The organism is Alphaproteobacteria bacterium (assembly GCA_018667735.1).
In the GTDB taxonomy this organism is placed as follows: domain Bacteria; phylum Pseudomonadota; class Alphaproteobacteria; order Rickettsiales; family JABIRX01; genus JABIRX01.
Map to the genome: position 1 here is coordinate 105733 of JABIRX010000015.1, position 19146 is coordinate 124878.

Consider the following 19146-nt stretch of genomic DNA (forward strand, 5'->3'; position numbering starts at 1 on the left):
CTTTTTTGCTGAACTTGAGTAGTTCTTAAAACTCGTATTTTAGTTAAGCCCTATATTGTTTAAAGTTATGTTTGCTCACTAATAATCTAATTGAGTGGTTAGTTTGTGGACTAAATAATTTGTGACTATTTATCTGGTTACTCGTTAGTTATATAATAATTTTATTGATCAATTAAAATAATTCCTAACAATTATATTACATAATTTTTTTTTGTTAGTGATTAAAATTATAATTATAATTTGCTTTATTAGCTGTAAAAACATTTTTTTGCTGAACTTTAGTAGCTTTTAAAACTCTTATATTGCTTAAAGTTATGTTTGCTCACTAATAATTTAATTGATTGGTTAGTTTTTTGATTAAATAATTTGTGACTATTTGTCTGGTAAGCTTATATCGCTTGAATCTATTGAGTAATTGCTAAAACAATTTTGTTTGCAGCTATTTTTAGTATAAAAAAGAATTAAAAATTAATATATTATTTAAGTAAGTATTTTTTGGTTAGCTGCTAAGCTTGTCTAAGTAAAACTGTTAGAAAGCTATATAAAAATTACTCGCTAATCGAAAATCTAGACATTATAATTAATAATTATGATTATATTAGGAATAACAGGTTTAATAGCATCAGGTAAGAGCTTTATAGCGGAAATATTTGCGAGTGAAGGTGTTGCCATTTTTGACGCAGATAAGGTAGTACATCAGCTTTATGAAGATAATGAGATCATTAATGCAATTAAGGTAATAGTGCCAAATGCAGTATCTAATAATCAATTAGATAGAATAAAACTTAGTAGCTATGCTTTTAAAAGTAAAAATATAATTACTAAATTAGAGCAATTAATACATCCGTTAGTCAGAAAAAAACTAACAGAATTTTTACAACAAGAAAAAGATAAGGGAATAAATATAGTGTTATTAGATGTTCCATTATTATATGAGGGTGGTTTAAATAAAATCTGCCAATATGTTATATATTGCACAGCAAAGGAAAAGTTAATAGAGGCTAGATATTTAGCGCGTAAAAATAGTACAAAAGAAAAATTAGGGTTTATATTAGCAAAGCAAAATAAGTTATCTAAAGTTAACTTAGCTGATTTTGTTATTAATACTGGAAAAGATAATAAAAAACTTATATTTGAAGTAAAAAAAATAATTAAGGTAATTAAGAATGCGTGAAATAGTATTAGATACAGAAACTACTGGTTTAAAACATAGCGAGGGGGATAGAGTTATAGAAATTGGCTGTGTTGAGATAATTAATCGGGTTAGAAGTGGTAAGTATTTTCATAGATATTTAAAAGTAGATAAAGAAAGTTCACCAGGGGCATTAAATGTACATGGTTTAACTAAAGATTTTTTATCAGATAAACCAGAATTTAGTGAGATTGTATCTGAGTTTATGCAGTTCATTGGTAATGATCCTTTAGTAATACATAATGCTAAATTTGATATAGGTTTTTTAAATAATGAATTAGAGTTAATTAATAAAGCAACATTATCTAATCAAATTGTAGATAGTTTAGTAAGTGCTAGAAAAAAATACCCAGGTCAAAAAAATAGTTTGGATGCTTTATGCAAAAGATATAATATAGATAGTAGCAAGAGGGTTAAGCATGGTGCGTTATTAGATGCTGAGCTTTTAGCTGATGTATATTTGGAACTAACAGGTGGTAGTCAGATAACTTTTGATTTGGTTAAAGAGCAGAAATTAGAACAAAAAGATATATCTAAGGTAAAATTTCCTTTAAGAGAATATAAAACATCTTTGCAAGAAGAAAATGATCATGCAAAGATGTTACAAAAAATACCTAATAATTTATGGAAAAATGATTAAGTATATAGTTTATTGTTTTGTTTGCCCTGCTGAAGCTTGATTTTGTTGTGCTATAATTGCTGCAAAATCAACAGGCTCCATCAAAAGAGGTGGAAATCCTCCATCTTTAGTGCAGTCTGCAATAATTCTTCGTGCAAAAGGAAAAATTAAAGTTGGACAATCTATCAGTAAAGCTTTTTTAAGCTCTTCTTCAGTTAGATTAACAATATTAAATAATGCTGCATAATTTAGCTCAACTAGAAAAATAACACTTTCAGGCTTATCACCTTCCACTGCTTTTGCATTGATGTTTAAATTAACTTCATAGTAATCTTCACTAACTTTTCCTGCCTTTACATCAATATTAAAGGTTATATTAGGGTTATTAGCAATCTTTGGGATACTAGATGGTGCATTTGGGTTCTCAAATGAAAGGTCTTTAAGATATTGAGAATTTAATCTAATGTTTTTTGAATTTTCCTTGGACATGATATTTAATAAATTATATATTATTTTATTATTAAACATAAATTAAATAATTCAAGATGATAGACATAATTATTTTTGCCATAATAGCATTATTATTAGCACACAGGTTGTATAGTGTATTGGGTACGACAGCAGAAAGTACTACAAAGAAAAAATCAGCTGAAATTATCGATCTAGATAAATCACAATATGAAGAAACTAAAAAAGAACAAGAAGCTGATAATATTAATGATTTAGATGATGATATAATAAGTGAGTTAAGTAAAGAATCTCAGAGTTCAATTAATGAAATTAAAGAGCTAGATGAAAGTTTTTCCATTTACAAATTTTCTAAAGGTGCAGAAAAAGCTTTTGAAATCATTATATCTTCTTTTGCCAATGGAGATAAGAAATCTTTATTTAATTTATGCACTACAGAAGTAGCTGAGAATTTTTATCAAGAATATGAGAAAAACTATAAATTAGGTCAAAAGATCAATGTAAATATAGTTGGCATTGAGTCTTGCACAGTAAAACAAGTCAAAAAAGAAAATAACCTAGTTACAATAAAAGTAAAAATTCTATCTGAACAAATCACAACCATTACTGATAAGAGTAATAAAGTTGTAAGTGGGGATGTTAAACATATAGATGAAATAAATGATAACTGGTTTTTTACTAGAGACTTTAAACAATCTAGTCCAATTTGGAAATTAGCAAAAGCTACAAACTAAAATGATAAAATTAGCCTTAAATCAAGTTAATTTTACTGTAGGTGCATTAGCTAAAAATGCAGAAAAGCTAATTTCTTATTATAGAAAATCGGCAAATAATGTTGATTTATCAATTTTTCCAGAACTAGGTATAGCTGGCTATCCACCTGAAGACTTGTTGCTTTCGGACTCTTTTCTTAAGCAAGTAGATGAGTATCAAGGTGAAATTATAGCTGAAACCAAGGAAAATAATTCTGCTATTTTATTTGGAGCTATTACCAAGGAAATGGGAAAATTATATAATGTAGCATATTTTGCACAAAATGGTGTTTTAGAACAGATTATTTATAAAAACTCTTTGCCTAATTATGGTGTTTTTGATGAAAAGAGATATTTTGATGTAAAAAATCAATATCAAGTAATAACCCTGAAAGAAACAAGATTTTTAATCTTAATATGCGAAGATTTATGGCAAGATGATTTACTAATTAAGCTAAAAGATTTGAGATATGATGAAGTGATTATTTTAAATGCTTCCCCTTACAATACGGGTAAATTAAAAAGTAGAATAGCTTTAACCACTCTTTTATCTAAGAAATGTTATTATTTAAATGCAGTTGGGGGACAAGATAGCTTAGTTTTTGATGGTAACTCTTTTATATTAGACGATAAAGGAGTTTTACTAGATTTGTTACCAAGCTTTGAGGAAGTTCAGATATTAAGTAAAGAAACCAAGAAACCAATAATATTGCCAGAGAGTTTAGCTCAAGATTATAATGCTTTAACTTTAGGTCTTGCTGATTATGTAAAGAAAAATAATTTCTCCAACGTAGCAATTGGGTTATCTGGAGGTGCAGATTCCGCTCTAGTTGCGGCCATTGCATGCGATGCATTAGGCCCGGATAAAGTTAATTTAGTTACCATGCCATCTAAATATACTTCAGCAGAAAGCTTTAAAGATGCAGACTCACTGCTAAAAAAGCTAAATTGTAATAATCATAGGCAAATAAACATAGAAGAAATTAATTCTAGCTTCTTAACTAATTTAGCTCCTCATTTTAACAATAAAGCAGTAGATATAACCGAAGAAAATTTGCAAGCCAGAATAAGAGGTACATTATTAATGTCTCTTGCAAATAAATTTGGCTATCTGGTTTTAGCCACAAGTAATAAGTCTGAATCAGCTGTTGGATATGCAACTTTATATGGTGATATGTGTGGTGCTTATTCTGTGATAAAGGATGTTTATAAAACAAAAGTCTACGAACTTATAAAGTGGCGTAATAAGCACATACCAAAACTATCTTTAAATCCAGTCAAAGCGCCAATTGATAGCAATATAATTACCAAGGCTCCAACTGCTGAATTGAGAGATAATCAGCAAGATACTGACTCATTACCAGATTATGAAATTTTAGACCAAATATTACAGCATCTCATAGAAGGAAGAAAATCAATTGCTGATATTATTGCATATGGCTTCAATCAAGAAATAGTAACAAGAATTTACAATTTATTAAAAAATTCAGAATATAAAAGGTTTCAAGCTGCAGTTGGGCCTAAAATTTCTGAGTTATCTTTTGATAAAGAGCGAAGAATGCCTTTAACCAATAATTATGAAAATTCTTAATTTTAGTTTTATAATATTACTATTTTCTCTAAAAAACCTATATGCTGAAAATAAATTAGCTAATGATATAGGGATAGAGTTTCACAAATCTTTGAGATGCCTAGTGTGTGAGGGGCAATCTGTATATGATTCAAATGCTGAATTTGCAAATAACATCAAAAAGCAAACAGAATCAATGTTAAGCGAAGGTAAAAGCTTAGTTGAAATTGAAAATCTTTATTTAGATATTTATGGTGAAGAAATATTACTTACACCAAAGTTCAATAGAAAAAATTTCTTTATTTGGCTACTACCCTACATGTGTATCGCTGTTTTTGCTTTTTTTTACTTCAGAGTATAATGAAAGAGCAAATAGAAAAATATCTTGAAATGTTATTAGCGGAAAGGAATCTAGCTAAGAATAGTTTACATGCATATGAAGCTGATCTCAGTAATTTTTACTTTTATAGTAAGGTGCAAGGTTGTCAGAAGTTTAATGCAGAATTATTTCAAAACTATGTTAAGAATTTAGCAAAAGAAAATTTAAAAAACTCATCTTACCTCCGTAAGATTTCTACTTTAAGAGGTTTTATAAATTATTTAATAGCTGAAGAACACCTAGATAGTGACCCTCTTAAGAATTTAAGTAAAATTAAAGCTGCAAAAACCTTGCCTAAATATTTAACAAATTCTGAAATTGATAATTTATTTTCTGCTTATAAAACAGAACATAATTTGCGCGATATGGTCATGATTGAATTGCTTTATGCAACTGGTATAAGGGTAAGTGAGCTGGTTAATCTGCAATTAGCAAATTTACGCTTTTCTGATGTACAAAAACACCAATTTGAAAATTATATTATTATTTATGGTAAAGGGCGTAAAGAGAGAATAGTGCCTATTAGCGATATAGCTAAATCTAGTTTGAAAGATTATTTAAAAAAATTTCATAACTTAATATTTTCACCTAGTAATATTTGGCTTTTTCCTACTAAAAGTAAAGCTGGCCATATTACTAGGCAGTTTTTTGCAAAGCGCCTAAAAAGTTATGGTATAAAGGCAAATATCCATCAAGATAGAATATCCCCTCATATAATTAGACATTCATTTGCAACTCATTTATTGGAAAATGGTTTAGATTTAAGGTCTATACAAGATTTATTAGGACATGAAAATCTTGCTACAACAGAAATATACACTCATATTTCAACTAAGAAATTAAAAGAAACCTTAGATCAATTTCATCCTTTAGCAAAAAATAAATTAAAAATTTAGTTTAAGGATAAAGCATTTCATTTTGCCAAGCATCACCACTCTTTTTATATAAGTTACGCTCATGCCTTCTAAATTCTTTTTCTTGCCAAAATTCTATTTCTGAGGGGTTTATAATATAACCAGACCAAAATGATGGTCTTGGTACCTCTTCATGTTCAGCAAAATCTTGCGTTATTTTGGCAACTTTTTTAGTAAAAATGTCATAATCAGCTAATTTGCTAGATTGTTTAGAGGCCCAAGCGCTAATTTGGCTACCGCGTGGCCTGCCACTAAAATATTTATCCGCCTGATCGTCTGCAACCTTAGATATTGTTCCTGTTACTCTAATTTGTTTCTTTAAAGGCATCCAATAAAAACACAAAGCAGCTTGATCATTTTCTATTATTTCAAGAGACTTACGGCTAGTTAAATTAGTATAAAAGACGAAGCCTAAATCAGAATATCCACGCATTAATACAATTCTAACAGATGGTGCTGCAGCTTTTGTTGCAGTTGCAAGGCTCATTGCACTAGGCTCTGTTATTAATTGGTGAGCACAAGCCTCTTTATACCATAGATCAAACTTATTAAGTGGGTTGTTATTATGTGACATAAAATTACCTTTTTGTTAATTGCTAGACCTATAAGCAAAAAAAATCAATATTTGCCTTGCGCGCTAAAATAAAAAGTTTAAAAAACATATTAATCTAACTAGAAAAAAGTGAGCAAAATTAGTAAGATAAAAGCAAGTAATTTAAATGTGTTTTATGGTGCAAGCCAAGCAATATTTAATATTGATATAGACATAAAAGAAAAGCAAGTAACTTCATTTATTGGCCCTTCTGGCTGTGGTAAATCAACGTTTTTAAGATGTATAAATAGAATGAATGATACCATAAGCTCATGCAGAGTTGATGGAGAAATTTTAATAGATAATGAAAATATATGTAGCCCTAAGATTGATGTTGTAATGCTTAGAGCTAAAGTTGGAATGGTGTTTCAAAAGCCTAATCCTTTCCCAAGGTCAATATATGAAAATGTTGCATATGCACCAAGAATACATGGTACTTTTAATTCAAAAGATGAATTAGATTTTATTGTTGAAAAAAGCCTAAGGAGAGCTGGTCTTTGGGAAGAAGTGAAAGATAGGCTCAATGAAGCCGGAAGTGGTTTATCAGGAGGACAACAACAAAGATTATGTATTGCAAGAGCGATAGCAATTAGACCTGAAATAATTTTAATGGATGAGCCATGTTCAGCCTTAGATCCAATAGCAACAGCTAAAATAGAAGAATTAATTGATGAATTAAAAGAAAAATTTACAATAGTAATAGTTACGCATTCTATGCAGCAAGCAGCTAGAGTGTCTCATAACACTGCGTTTTTCCATTTAGGAAAGTTGATTGAATATGGAGATACTAAACAAATATTTGAAGCACCCAAACACCAGAAAACAGAAGATTATATTACTGGTCGTTTTGGTTAAAATAATAATTTAGATCAAGAAAAGTAAATCTATCTCTGGTTAAAAAGGCATTATTTACCGACTCTATGTAAATTTTATTATTAAGTAATTTTTTATTTTTTAAAACATCAATATTGGCTTGCTTCAATATATGTTTTATTTCTGCTTTGCTTCGAAATCTTTCTTTAATTTTAGCTTTTAGACCTGGCCATTTTTTTGCTAAAATTTCATTTGTAACAGTAATATCAAGTTGTTCTTTTACTATTTTTATATTAGTAAGAGTTGAGTTTATATTTTTGTTTTTCAGTTTAAATTTATCTAGTTTCAAGAAGTTTTCTTGGATGTCAATCATGGTTAAGCTAGTTATAGCAATATGTTCTCCATGATATAGTAGGTTAGCATTCTTAGCATCTTGCATTTCGTATAAATGTGCTATCATATGTTCTCCTTGGCTTGCTGGATAACTACCTGAGCAAAAGGTCATAGCAAGCCCACTATAAATTAATATTTCAGTTAATAAGCTAATCATACTTAAATCTTTTTTTACTAGAAGATCAGTGTTTTTAAATAATTTTTCTTCTAACTCATAGGTAAGATCAAAGGGTATTTCACTATAGTAACTGGAAAGAATATAATTAGATGCAAGCCAATCAGCTCGGCAAATTGTTGAGCATATACTATCACTTAAGCCGCTCTTAATTAATCTAATAGGGGCATTTGCTAGGATGTTTAAATCAAAATAACCAGCTAAAGCTATTTTAGCTTTAAAGCTTTGTTTTAGATTATTGGCAATTAAGGAGGCATTTTCAGAGTAATAACCATTCATTGATGGGGCAGTTGCAAAAACTACATATGGCTTATTAGCAATGTAAGCTGCATATTTGACTAAATCATTAATAGTTCCACTGCCAATAGCTATAGCATAGTTATAATTTGCAAGCTCTCTGGCTAAATCTTCTGCTATATTTTTCTTTGCTTTAATATTTTTTGCAAAAAGTTTGAGGTTTATTGGTGAAAAATCTCCAAGTAGTTTTTCTTTGATATTTTCATCCGTAATTATAAGGGATTTAGGATATTTTGCTATTATGGTACTTAGATTAGAAAAGATATCATCAGATATAATGATTTTACTTTCAAAATCTTTATTTATAATTGAAGCTGGTTTGATAATTTTGTACATAAGTTAAAAAATTGCTTTAGTTCAAATAATTATTACTTTTTTTATACTTCTATTTATAATCATGATAAATAAGTTATTAACAAGATAATAATAAAACTATGCCAGTAGTATTAATCACGGGAGCGGCAAGGAGATTAGGTAAAATAATAATTGAGGATTTTTTAGCAAAAGGCTGGGATGTGGCTTTTACTTGTAATAATTCACTAGAAAATGCTAAACAGATTGTTAAGCTAGCGCCAAATGGCTGTAGGATTAAATTTTACCAAGGGGACTTTAGAGATAGTTCTTTTACCAGAAATTTAATTGCTCGAGTTAAATTTGATTTTCAAAATATTGATTTATTAATTAATAATGCCTCTATTTTTGAGCGTTGTTCTTTTAGTGAGCTTACAGAAGATGCTTTAGATGATAATTTTTCTATACATGTGAAAACTCCACTTATTTTGGCGCAGAGTATGGCTAAATATGATCATGAAGCAAAAATTATAAATATAACAGATGTTATGGTAAGTAAAAATGCTACAGCTTTTTTTCCTTATATATTGACCAAAAAATCATTATCTGAACTAACTAAAATGTTAGCAAAAAACTTAGCTCCTAAAATCCAGGTTAATGAAATTCGCCCCGGTATGATGTTAGCTGATTTAATTGAGGCTAATTCATCTGATAATAAAGCTCGAGAGCATAAATTGCCTGCTATGCAAAAACCTGATATAGAAGATTTATTAAAAGCTATAGATTATTTTATTAATAATAATTGTTATGGGCAAAGTCTATATGTAGATTCAGGGGAGCATATTTTGTAAAATGTTCTTATCTAGATTATATAAATTACTATTTTATAACATTATTTTATTGCTTTGTTTGCAGGGTAAATTAGGTGCAGAAAGTAATTTAGAAGAGTTATCACTAGATAAGCTAATTGATAATGTGTGGCATGAAGAATTATTAGAGCTTTATCCTAAGAAAAAGCCAAATATTACAAAGCAGCATAAAGCATCAAAAGAGGATAACTATAAAGCAGATGACTTTTCTGATTTAGGCGTTTTAATGGATAGTATTGAAACAAATCTTGTTCATAAAACTCGAATCATTGTGATAGATGCTGGTCATGGTGGTAAAGACCCAGGCGCAATAGGTCATAAAAAGTTACAAGAGAAAAACATAGTATTAGCATATGCAAAAGCACTTAAAAGTAAGTTAGAAAAAAACCAGCGTTATAATGTTTACTTAACTAGAGATAAAGATGTTTATTTGCCGCTTAGAAAAAGGATCGCAATTGCAAGAAAATATAAAGCTGATATGTTTATCTCACTTCATGCAGATGCTGCTCACAATAAAAAAGCTAGCGGTTTAACAGTTTATACCCTGTCTGAAAAAGCATCAAATAAAGAAGCATCATTACTTGCTAAAAAAGAAAATAAAGTGGATATAGTATCAGGCTTAGATTTATCAGATTTAGATAAAGATGTTTCTGATGCCTTAATTGGTTTGTCATTTCGTGATGCAAAAAACAAGTCTATTTTATTTGCTAAATTATTGAATCAAAATTTAAGAAAGAGGGTGCAGGTAAGACAAAATAGTCACCATTCAGCAGGTTTTGTAGTATTAAAAAATTCAAACATGGCTTCTGTTCTTATTGAGCTTGGCTTTATCACAAATAAAACTGATAGTAAAAATTTACAGAAAAAATCCTACCAAGATAAGTTTTTAAAAGGTGCAAGCGAAGCTATAAATAAATATTTTTCTTTATAAAGAGGCATTCTTTACCATGAAATTAGTAATGTTATGGGCCAAATTTTGACCTTTGCTTGTAGCAATTAACTTTTGTTTTGTAATTTTTATTAAATTTTCCTGACATAGCGTATTTAGTTTGTCGCCATATATTGCGTTAAAACTTTTACCTAAGTAATCATCAAATAATTTAAGATTTATACCATTTTTTATTCTTAGGCCAAAAATTAGTAATTCTTCAAGCATTGCTTCTTTACTAAGCTTTGTTTGCTTTTGTATAGAGTTGTTAAGTTCTAGGCTATGTTTTAACCATTTTTCTGGCTGATGATAAGTTAAGAAAGAATGTTTTATCCGATCAATCGTAATTCTTGAATGAGCACCAGCTCCTATACCTATATAATCTCCATATTGCCAATAATTAAGATTATGCTGAGATTCAAATTTATCTTTAGCATAGTTAGAAATTTCATATTTTTTTAAGCTATATTTTGCACATTTTTCTTCAGTTAAGTCATATAGTTTAATTTGCTCTGCTTCTGCTGGCAGAGTAAACTCTCCTAAACTATGTTGTTTATAGAATTTTGTGCCTTTTTCTATGGTTAATTGATATAAGGAAAGATGCTTAGGTGATAGAGCAAGTGCAAAATCTAATTCTTTAGCCCATGCATCCATTGTTTGCCCAGGTCTTGCGTAGATTAAATCAAAAGAAAAATTAGTAAAATTGTCTTTTGCTAGCAAAATAGCTTTGATTGCTTCCTCTTTACAATGTTCTCGCCCTAAAAATTTCAGATCATTGTTATTCAAGGCTTGAATGCCGAGAGAGAGTCTATTTATACCAGCTTCTTTTAGAGCTTTAAATTTTTGCGCCTCACTAGATGTTGGGTTAGCTTCTAAGCTAATTTCAATATTTTCTTTAACTTCAAAATATTTAGAAATATTATTTAAAATAGATTCAACTAAAGCTATTGGCATTAAGCTAGGCGTACCACCACCAAAAAAAATAGAAGTTATTTTTCTTGGGCCTATTAAATTTGCATAAAATTTTAATTCATTTTCATAGGCTTTTTGCCATTGGGATATATTGCTAAAATTCATTACATGCGAATTAAAATCACAATATGGGCATTTTGCCTTGCAAATAGGAAAGTGAATATAAAGGGAGCTATTATTCATTATCTGAAAGTTCTGCAGCACAACAAGTGTTGTAAGCGGTTCTTTTAAGGTCTATAATATTGTGTTTTGCTACTGCAGACACTAATAAAACTTCCTTGTTTAATTTTTGTGCTAATTCTTTTTGTTTTATAATTGCTTCTTCATCTGTAATTAAATCTGTTTTATTTAAAGCTATTATCTCCTGCTTATTAGCTAATATTTCACTATATTCTTGAAGCTCTTTTCTTATAATTTTATATGAGCTGTATAGATCGTCACTAGTGATGTCAATTAAGTGTAATAAAGATTTGCATCTTTCTATATGTTTTAAAAATTTATGACCTAAGCCTGTTCCTTCGCTTGCACCTTCTATTAAACCTGGTATGTCCGCCATAACAAATTCATTTTCATCAATGAAAACTACTCCTAACTCAGGTTTTAAGGTTGTAAATGGATAATCAGCAATTTTAGGCTTTGCTCTAGATAAGCTTGATAATAAGGTTGATTTACCAGCATTTGGAAAGCCAATAATACCAAGGTCAGAAATAATTTTTAATTGCAGAAATATATTTAATTCTTCGCCACTATCTCCTGGCTTAGTAAATCTAGGTGATTGATTTTTAGAACTTTTAAAGGCTGCATTACCAGCTCCACCTTTACCACCATCCAAAAATAATAATTCTTGTCCATTATGGTCTAAGTCAGCAATAATGTTGCCAGATTCACTTAATAATTGTGTGCCCACTGGAACTATTAATGTTAAATCCTCACCATTTTTGCCAAAGCGATTTTTTCCTTTACCAGGTTCGCCATTTTTAGCTTTGAAATGTTTTTTAAAACGATAGTCAATTAAGGTGTTTATCGAGTTGGTAGCTTTGAAAATGATATGGCCACCTCGACCTCCATTGCCGCCATCTGGTCCGCCTAAAGGAATGTGAGCTTCTCTTCTAAAGCTAAGACAACCATTGCCTCCATTACCACTTTTTATCCATATTTTTGCTTCGTCAATAAATTGCATACTCAACCTTAAAACTTAGAGAATATAACTATTATCAAACTAATAACAATCAATTAAATTATAGATTTATATAGTTTGATTCTTATCTTGATTTTAATGAAAACTAAGTTACAAAAATTGTAAATATAATATATGTTATGAAAGTAATAATTTGTGGTGCCGGTCAAGTAGGCACAAGTATAGCAAAACAATTAACCCTTGAAGATAATGATGTGACGGTTATTGACCAGTCACAAAAATTAATTGAAAAAATTAATAATAGTTTAGATGTAACCGCTCTGGTTGGCTATGCATCTCATCCTGATATACTGGAAGAAGCTGGAGCAGAGGATGCAGATATGATTGTTGCAGTAACCCAATCGGATGAAATTAATATGGTGGCATGTCAGGTTGCTCACTCAATTTTTAAGATTAAGAAGAAAATAGCTAGAATTAGAAGTCAGAGCTATTTTACTAAAGGAATAGAAAAAATGTTTTCACCAGATGACATGCCAATAGATGTAATAATATCGCCAGAGGTAGAAGTTGCCAGAGCCATTTTTGATCGCCTACATATACCTGGTTCCATTGAATCCATATCATTTGCAGATAATAAAGCTAAATTAATTTCAGTTAAAATATTAGATAAAACTATTGTTATTAACAAAACTATAGATGAAGCAAATCAAATTTTAGGCGATTTAAAAGCACAAATTATAGCCTTTAATCGAGAACAAGATTTATATGACAAAAGTAGTAAATTAGAGATATGCTCTAGTGATGAGGTATATTTGTTATGTGACAATGATGATTTAAAAGAGCTAATGGGCATCTTAGGACATGAAGAAAAAGAAGCGAGTAAAATTAGAATTGTAGGAGGCGGTAGAGTAGGTTCTTATTTAGCGCAAAAATTGGAGGAAGAAAACAACACAAATAATGTTAAGCTGATTGAAAGAGATACTGTTTGTGCTAATAAAATAGCTGAAAAATTTGAACACACCTTAGTTGTAAATGGCGATGCTCTAGATCAAGAAATTTTAAGAGAAGTAAATATTTCTTCAAGTGATGCTATAATAGCAGTTTCAAATGATGATGAAGTAAATATTTTATCTGCTTTACTTGCAAAGAAGTTTGGTTGTAAAAAAGCTGTTTCTTTAGTTAATAGTGTATCTTTTGCACCATTATTTTCATCTCTTGGAATTGATGTGATAGTTAACCCTAGGGAAATAACAATATCATCCATATTAAGATATATTAGAAATTTTAAAGTTAGAAATGCTCATTCAATTTGTGAATCTCAAGCAGAAATTATTGAAACTGATGCGTTTGAATCATCATATTCTATAGGTAAAACTATAAAAGATTTAAGCTTGCCAAATGGGCTATACATATCAATGATTATGAGAGATGGCGAGTTGATTATTCCTTGTGATAAAACCGAAATAGTTGCTAATGATCGTTTAATTATTATGAGTAGAATGGAAAGATTAAAGCAAGCTGAGAAAATATTTTCAGATAAATTTAAATATTTTTAGCTTATATAATCTCATAATTAGCATCATTTTTAAATATTGCTCGTAGCAGTTTATTATTTAGCTCATGACCTGCTTTATTACCTATATATTTACCAATTATAGGCATTTTACATAAGTATAAGTCACCAATTACATCTAAGATTTTATGTCTAGCAAATTCATTTTTAAATCTTAAACCATCAGGATTTAATATTTTATCTTTACCTACAACTATTGCATTATCTAAGCTTCCACCTAAGGCTAAACCATTTTGTCTTAAATAAGCAACTTCTTCTTCTAAGCCAAATGTTCTAGCTCTAGATATTTCAGCTTTATAATCATGTTTGTTATTAATGAAAGAGTGATTTTGTTTACCAATTACGCTATTGTCAAATTCTATAGAAAAATCAACGCTAAAGTTATCATCAGGTTCAAGGGAACAAAATTTATTATCTAATTCTACAGTTACTTTTTCTTTTATTTTAAGAAATTTCCTTTTGGATTCTTGTTTTTTTGTGCCAGCTGAATTAATAAAAAAAATAAAAGGTTCACTGCTACCATCAAATATTGGTATTTCAACATTATCAACTTCAACAATTAAATTATCAATATTGCAAGACCACAAAGCGGACATTAAGTGTTCTATTGTTGCAATCTCGGCCCCATCTTCATTTTTAAGATTTGTACCTAAATTAGTTTTGTGAACATATTTGAAATCTGCTTTAATTATATTGTTTTTATCTGTTATATCTGTTCTTACAAAGCTGATACCTTTATTTTCTTGTTCTGGTTTGAAAGTTAGATTTACAGTTTCTCCAGTATGTACTCCTATACCTGTACAGCTAATTTCTGTGGCGATTGTTTGTTGGTAACTATTTTGCATAATTAAATTTTTAGTAAAAGTAACATATTTTAATGATTTGGCAAGATTATCTACAGAGGTTCTGTATTTAAGTGTTTTTCTAAAAACTGATTAGCAAAATTATTGTAATTATCATTTTGAATTTCAGTTCTAATTTGTTGCATTAAATCTTGATAATAATGTATGTTATGATTGGTAAGTAAAGTAGAGGCCAAAATTTCTCCTGATTTAAATAAATGATTTAAATAAGCTCTGGAGTAATTTTTACAAGTGTAACATGAACATTTTTCATCTAAAGGTCTAGGGTCATCTTGATATTTGCTTTTTTTGATATTTATGCGACCACCTCTGACAAAGGCTTGACCATTACGGCCTGATCTTGTTGGTATAACGCAGTCAAACATGTCTATACCTTCTCTAACTGCTGCAACTAAATCAACAGGTTTTCCTACGCCCATTAAATAATGAGGCTTTTCTTCTGGTAAATAAGGCACGGTAAATTTAAGGGTATTTACCATTAACTCATGTCCTTCCCCAACAGCTAAGCCACCAATTGCATAACCATCAAAACCAATTTTAGTAAGTTCTTCTGCAGAAGTTTTGCGTAAATTCTCATAAATACTGCCTTGAACTATGCCAAATAAACCATAACCTTCTCTATTAATGAAAGCTTTTTTTGATCTTTCAGCCCAGCGCAAAGAGAGTTTCATTGAGTTATTTGCTTTAGCTTCTGTAATTGGAAATGAAGGACACTCGTCAAAAATCATGGTAATATCAGAGCCCAGCAAATGCTGAATTTCCATAGATCTTTCTGCTGTAAGCAAATGAGAGCTACCATCTATATGTGATTTAAATCTTACACCTTCTTCTGTGATTTTACGAAGTGCCGCTAAAGACATTACTTGAAAGCCACCCGAATCTGTCAAAATAGGTTTAGACCAATTCATAAATTTATGTAAGCCACCTAATTTATGAATTCTTTCAGCAGTAGGTCGTAACATTAAGTGATAAGTATTACCCAAAATTATATCTGCGCCACAATTTTTCACTAATTCAGGTGTCATTGCTTTAACTGTAGCAGCTGTCCCAACAGGCATAAAAGCTGGAGTTCTGATGTCCCCATGTGCCGTTTGTAATAGGCCGGTGCGAGACTTGTCTGACTTTGAAAAGATTTTAAAATTTAACATTTTTAAAGAGAATTTTTTGCTATATAATCAGTAATTTGACTTGTATTCTTGTCGAAAATTTCAAACTTTTCCTTTTCTTTTAAAGGCTTTGCAAGTGTGTCAGGCAAGTAGGGTAAGTTTAATTTAGCCTTTTTAAGCGCTAATGGAAATTTTCCAGGGTGAGCTGTCGCTAAGGTGATTATAGGTCCGTTTATAATATGCTCATATTCTAATGCTGATTTTACTCCAGCTGCTGTATGAGGATCTAAAATCTCATCTGAATTAGTGGAAATAGATTTCATTATTTTAACAATATCTTTATCCGTGCTTTTAGATGCTAAAAATATAGCTTTAATTTTGTCTAAAACTTCAGAGGTAACAGAAATTTCTCCTTTTTCTTTAAAGGAACACATAAGTTCACTAAGTTTTTTAGAATTATTATCATGCATGTCAAATAATAATCTTTCAAAGTTACTAGAAATTTGTATATCCATACTAGGGCTTAAGCTTTCAACTAATTTCTTACGCTTATATGAATTTTGATTGATGAATCTACTTAAGATATCGTTTTTATTAGTAGCAATTATTAGCTTTTCTATTGGTAAGCCCATTTTTCTTGCAACATAGCCTGCAAAAATATCACCAAAATTACCAGTAGGAACTGAATAGCTAATTTTGTTATTTGGTGCACCTAGAGCTAGTGCTGAATAAAAATAATAAACTATTTGCCCCATAATTCTAACCCAATTGATAGAATTAACAGCAATCAAGCGTTTCTTATTTGCAATAAATTCTTGATTACAAAACACATGTTTTACAATATTTTGCGCATCATCAAAATCACCTTTAATAGCAATGTTAAATACATTTTTATCCTTCACTGTGGTCATTTGCTTACGCTGAACTTCTGAGGTTCGATTGTGTGGGTGAAGTATGTATATGTCTGCTCTTTTGCAATTTTTACAGCCATGTATCGCAGCAGAGCCAGTATCTCCTGAGGTTGCACCTAAAATAATGGCTTTCTCACTATTTTCTTTTAAAAAATAAGCAAGCATATGACCAATTAGTTGTAAGGCAAAATCTTTAAAAGCATTAGTAGGACCATGAAACAACTCTAAGATATAGTGTTTTTTAGAGAGTTGTTTTAACGGAGCAACCGCAGCGTGTGTAAATACTGAGTCCTGATATGATTTTTCAATTATTTCTTTTAATTTTTCAGCTGGAATCTCTTTACCTATAAAAGGTAAGAAAATCTCATAGCATAATTCTTGATAATTTAAATTTTTCAAAGAAGATATTTTTGAGCTGGAAAATACTGGATATTCTTCTGGAACATAAAGTCCTCCATCAGATGCAAGCCCTGTAAGAAAAGTTTCTTTAAAATTCAAAATGGGTGCATTACCCCTAGTGCTTATATATTTCATGCGCTTTTTTATTTTATATATGAAATATTTAGGCTAAAAGTAAAGTAAATTAAAAGTTAGTTTTCCAATTAAGTGAGGCTTGATTAAAATCAACATTCCTGGTTACGCGTAATTTGATTCTTAAGTTTTGTTCTGATTTGTATTTTGATATAAACATGCCAATAATTTCATATATTTCTTCATTTTGTTGGTAAATATTATCGGTAGTAAAATATTTATAGTTTGCATTGCTACTTTTACTTTTGATAAAATCAAAATTTTGTTTTGGAAATACTAAGTTAATTGCTTTTTTAGATAATTTGATATTATCACTCTGATTTTTTGCTTGCTCATTGGCCGCAATATCTAGAGTTGATATACTAATTAGTAATATTGTAATAATAAAATTCTTATACATATCATTTATCTCCAAGCTCTATGCTATAACTATATTATAACATATTTTTGCCTTTTTTTCAAGAAAACTAAGTTTTATAATAAGTTTTATTATGTAATTAAGTTTGTTCTTAGTTGTTATCTTTTGGTTAAAAAAGGTAAAAATAATTGACAGAACCATATTATTAACTTAATATCCCATTAATAACCATGCAAACCCATAAAATTCTGATTATGTTGTTTTTATCTACTTTTACTAACAAAATTGACAAAAAGGGCAGGGTTTCAGTGCCGGCAAATTTTAGAAATGTAATCAGAAAGCAAGATTTTCAGGGCGTTATTATTTATGCTTCATTTGTTAATGACTGCATTGAGGCGTGTGGTATGGAGAGAATTTCTGAACTTAGTGCTAATATAGATAATTTAGATCCTTACTCAGAGGAAAGAGATGCTTTTGCCACAGCTATATTAGGTGGTAGTTATCAATTGTCTTTTGATTCTGATGGAAGAGTTCTTTTGCCTGAGAATCTTATTTCTAAAGCAAGACTAGATAATAAAGCGGTTTTTATTGGTAAAGGAAAAACTTTTGAAATTTGGAACCCAGAAATATTTTCTACATATATGCAAAAAGCGCAAGATACTGCATTTGCAAATAGAAAATTATTAAAATTTAATAAAAATGATAAATAATATGGAAAATAAAAATAGAAAAAACATAAATATTTTAAAACCTAACTTTAAGCAATTAGCAAAGGGTAGTTATGAAGTTAGGGTTATAAATATTGGTAAGTGTCAGATTTATTTAGCAACTAAAAATAAAATTGTTAAAGATGCAGCAAAATTATCATAAATCAGTATTGCTAAATGAGATTTTAATTGGTTTAAATGCTAGTAAAGAAGGTTTGTATGTGGATGCAACTTTTGGCGCTGGTGGTTATAGTGAAGCTATATTAAAAGCAAATGATAAAAATCAAGTTATTGCGTTTGATAGAGATAAAAATGTAGCAAGGTTTGCTCTAAACTTACAAAAGGAATTTCCACAAAAACTATCGTTTATAAATCAAAGATTTTCGCAAATATCAGCATCTCTAGCTGCACAGAATATAGATAAAATAGATGGCATTGTTTTAGATTTAGGAGTGTCTTCTATGCAATTAGATGAAGGTGAAAGGGGTTTTTCTTTTAACAAGGATGCAGCATTGAATATGCAAATGGGTTTAAATAATGTTTCAGCATATAATATTGTAAATGAAACAGCAGAAGAAGATTTAGCTAATATAATATTTCAATATGGTGAAGAAAGAGAGTCAAGAAAGATTGCAAGAAGAATATGTCGAGCAAGAGAGAAATCTAGTATAGAAACAACATTGCAATTAGCTGAAATAGTAGAGCAGGCTAAAAGTTTTAAAAGAAATAGAAAAA

22 protein-coding genes are annotated in these 19146 nt (G+C 29.6%); 13 read left to right on the forward strand and 9 right to left on the reverse strand.

The genetic code is table 11. The annotated features are described in order from the left end of the window. Window positions 1-589 precede the first annotated feature (589 nt). Together coaE and dnaQ are read left to right on the forward strand one after the other, a co-directional pair. Entirely contained in the window at window positions 590-1174 is a 585-nt protein-coding gene (coaE, locus tag HOH73_01835; GenBank protein MBT5827600.1) for a dephospho-CoA kinase, read from the forward strand. Continuing rightward, entirely contained in the window at window positions 1167-1832 is a 666-nt protein-coding gene (dnaQ, locus tag HOH73_01840) for a DNA polymerase III subunit epsilon (GenBank protein MBT5827601.1), read from the forward strand. The genes coaE and dnaQ overlap by 8 nt, the downstream gene beginning before the upstream one ends. Before the next feature lie 9 nt (window positions 1833-1841). On the opposite strand, the gene secB is transcribed toward dnaQ, so the two are convergent. Then, on the reverse strand, window positions 1842-2300 hold the full coding sequence (gene secB, locus HOH73_01845) for a protein-export chaperone SecB (GenBank protein ID MBT5827602.1): 459 nt from the start codon (window positions 2298-2300) through the stop codon (window positions 1842-1844). Between the two features lie 56 nt (window positions 2301-2356). Here secB and HOH73_01850 point away from each other — a divergent pair, with 56 nt between their 5' ends. From HOH73_01850 to HOH73_01865, 4 genes are read left to right on the forward strand one after another with little or no spacing between them, the layout of a single operon-like run. Beyond that, complete coding sequence (locus tag HOH73_01850; protein ID MBT5827603.1) at window positions 2357-3013, forward strand: Tim44/TimA family putative adaptor protein; 657 nt, start codon at window positions 2357-2359, stop codon at window positions 3011-3013. 1 nt (window position 3014) lies between these two features. Then, entirely contained in the window at window positions 3015-4622 is a 1608-nt protein-coding gene (locus HOH73_01855) for an NAD+ synthase (GenBank protein ID MBT5827604.1), read from the forward strand. Continuing rightward, window positions 4609-4962: a cytochrome c-type biogenesis protein CcmH gene (locus HOH73_01860; protein ID MBT5827605.1), complete on the forward strand. Its 354-nt coding sequence runs from the start codon at window positions 4609-4611 to the stop codon at window positions 4960-4962. Before HOH73_01855 ends, HOH73_01860 begins: the two co-directional genes overlap by 14 nt. Further along, window positions 4962-5876, forward strand: coding sequence for a tyrosine recombinase (locus HOH73_01865; GenBank protein ID MBT5827606.1), 915 nt, complete (start codon window positions 4962-4964; stop codon window positions 5874-5876). The genes HOH73_01860 and HOH73_01865 overlap by 1 nt, the downstream gene beginning before the upstream one ends. Window position 5877: 1 nt before the next feature. Here HOH73_01865 and pdxH read toward each other — a convergent pair whose 3' ends face one another. Beyond that, window positions 5878-6468 carry a pyridoxamine 5'-phosphate oxidase gene (gene pdxH / locus HOH73_01870; GenBank protein ID MBT5827607.1) on the reverse strand — a complete coding sequence of 197 codons (591 nt, stop codon included), beginning with the start codon at window positions 6466-6468 and terminating at the stop codon, window positions 5878-5880. A gap of 117 nt (window positions 6469-6585) precedes the next feature. Here pdxH and HOH73_01875 point away from each other — a divergent pair, with 117 nt between their 5' ends. Continuing rightward, complete coding sequence (locus HOH73_01875; GenBank protein MBT5827608.1) at window positions 6586-7341, forward strand: phosphate ABC transporter ATP-binding protein; 756 nt, start codon at window positions 6586-6588, stop codon at window positions 7339-7341. Here the strand turns inward: HOH73_01875 and HOH73_01880 are convergent. Continuing rightward, the gene (locus tag HOH73_01880) at window positions 7322-8500 is read right to left on the reverse strand and encodes an iron-containing alcohol dehydrogenase (GenBank protein ID MBT5827609.1); all 1179 of its coding nucleotides are present in this window, start codon (window positions 8498-8500) and stop codon (window positions 7322-7324) included. The genes HOH73_01875 and HOH73_01880 overlap by 20 nt on opposite strands. A gap of 98 nt (window positions 8501-8598) precedes the next feature. Between HOH73_01880 and HOH73_01885 the strand changes: the two genes are divergently transcribed. Both HOH73_01885 and HOH73_01890 read left to right on the forward strand, forming a co-directional pair. After that, window positions 8599-9306: an SDR family NAD(P)-dependent oxidoreductase gene (locus HOH73_01885; GenBank protein ID MBT5827610.1), complete on the forward strand. Its 708-nt coding sequence runs from the start codon at window positions 8599-8601 to the stop codon at window positions 9304-9306. A 58-nt stretch (window positions 9307-9364) separates the two neighbouring features. Beyond that, on the forward strand, window positions 9365-10255 hold the full coding sequence (locus HOH73_01890) for an N-acetylmuramoyl-L-alanine amidase (protein MBT5827611.1): 891 nt from the start codon (window positions 9365-9367) through the stop codon (window positions 10253-10255). On the opposite strand, the gene HOH73_01895 is transcribed toward HOH73_01890, so the two are convergent. Continuing rightward, complete coding sequence (locus HOH73_01895; GenBank protein MBT5827612.1) at window positions 10250-11407, reverse strand: coproporphyrinogen III oxidase; 1158 nt, start codon at window positions 11405-11407, stop codon at window positions 10250-10252. The two genes, HOH73_01890 and HOH73_01895, sit on opposite strands and share 6 nt — an antisense overlap. Next, complete coding sequence (gene obgE, locus HOH73_01900; protein ID MBT5827613.1) at window positions 11400-12404, reverse strand: GTPase ObgE; 1005 nt, start codon at window positions 12402-12404, stop codon at window positions 11400-11402. Before obgE ends, HOH73_01895 begins: the two co-directional genes overlap by 8 nt. 137 nt (window positions 12405-12541) lie before the next feature. Here obgE and trkA point away from each other — a divergent pair, with 137 nt between their 5' ends. Beyond that, on the forward strand, window positions 12542-13918 hold the full coding sequence (trkA, locus tag HOH73_01905; protein MBT5827614.1) for a Trk system potassium transporter TrkA: 1377 nt from the start codon (window positions 12542-12544) through the stop codon (window positions 13916-13918). Between the two features lies 1 nt (window position 13919). On the opposite strand, the gene HOH73_01910 is transcribed toward trkA, so the two are convergent. Genes HOH73_01910 through HOH73_01925 form a run of 4 tightly spaced genes read right to left on the reverse strand, consistent with a single transcriptional unit; the run spans window position 13920 to window position 17746 of the window. Beyond that, window positions 13920-14780 (reverse strand): UDP-3-O-acyl-N-acetylglucosamine deacetylase, encoded by an 861-nt coding sequence (locus HOH73_01910; GenBank protein ID MBT5827615.1) that lies wholly within the window; start codon window positions 14778-14780, stop codon window positions 13920-13922. Between the two features lie 50 nt (window positions 14781-14830). Beyond that, a complete protein-coding gene (gene tgt, locus HOH73_01915; GenBank protein ID MBT5827616.1) occupies window positions 14831-15946 on the reverse strand; it encodes a tRNA guanosine(34) transglycosylase Tgt in 1116 nt (371 codons plus the stop codon). A gap of 2 nt (window positions 15947-15948) precedes the next feature. Next, window positions 15949-17349, reverse strand: a complete 1401-nt coding sequence (locus tag HOH73_01920; GenBank protein MBT5827617.1) for a threonine synthase — start codon at window positions 17347-17349, stop codon at window positions 15949-15951. 49 nt (window positions 17350-17398) lie between these two features. Then, window positions 17399-17746 (reverse strand): hypothetical protein, encoded by a 348-nt coding sequence (locus tag HOH73_01925; protein MBT5827618.1) that lies wholly within the window; start codon window positions 17744-17746, stop codon window positions 17399-17401. Between the two features lie 209 nt (window positions 17747-17955). Here HOH73_01925 and HOH73_01930 point away from each other — a divergent pair, with 209 nt between their 5' ends. The 3 genes from HOH73_01930 to rsmH all read left to right on the forward strand — a co-directional run. Continuing rightward, entirely contained in the window at window positions 17956-18414 is a 459-nt protein-coding gene (locus HOH73_01930; protein MBT5827619.1) for a cell division/cell wall cluster transcriptional repressor MraZ, read from the forward strand. A gap of 1 nt (window position 18415) precedes the next feature. After that, window positions 18416-18574, forward strand: coding sequence for a hypothetical protein (locus tag HOH73_01935; GenBank protein ID MBT5827620.1), 159 nt, complete (start codon window positions 18416-18418; stop codon window positions 18572-18574). Further along, the coding region (rsmH, locus tag HOH73_01940) for a 16S rRNA (cytosine(1402)-N(4))-methyltransferase RsmH (protein ID MBT5827621.1) at window positions 18555-19146 on the forward strand (592 nt) is incomplete at its 3' end. The genes HOH73_01935 and rsmH, both read left to right, overlap by 20 nt.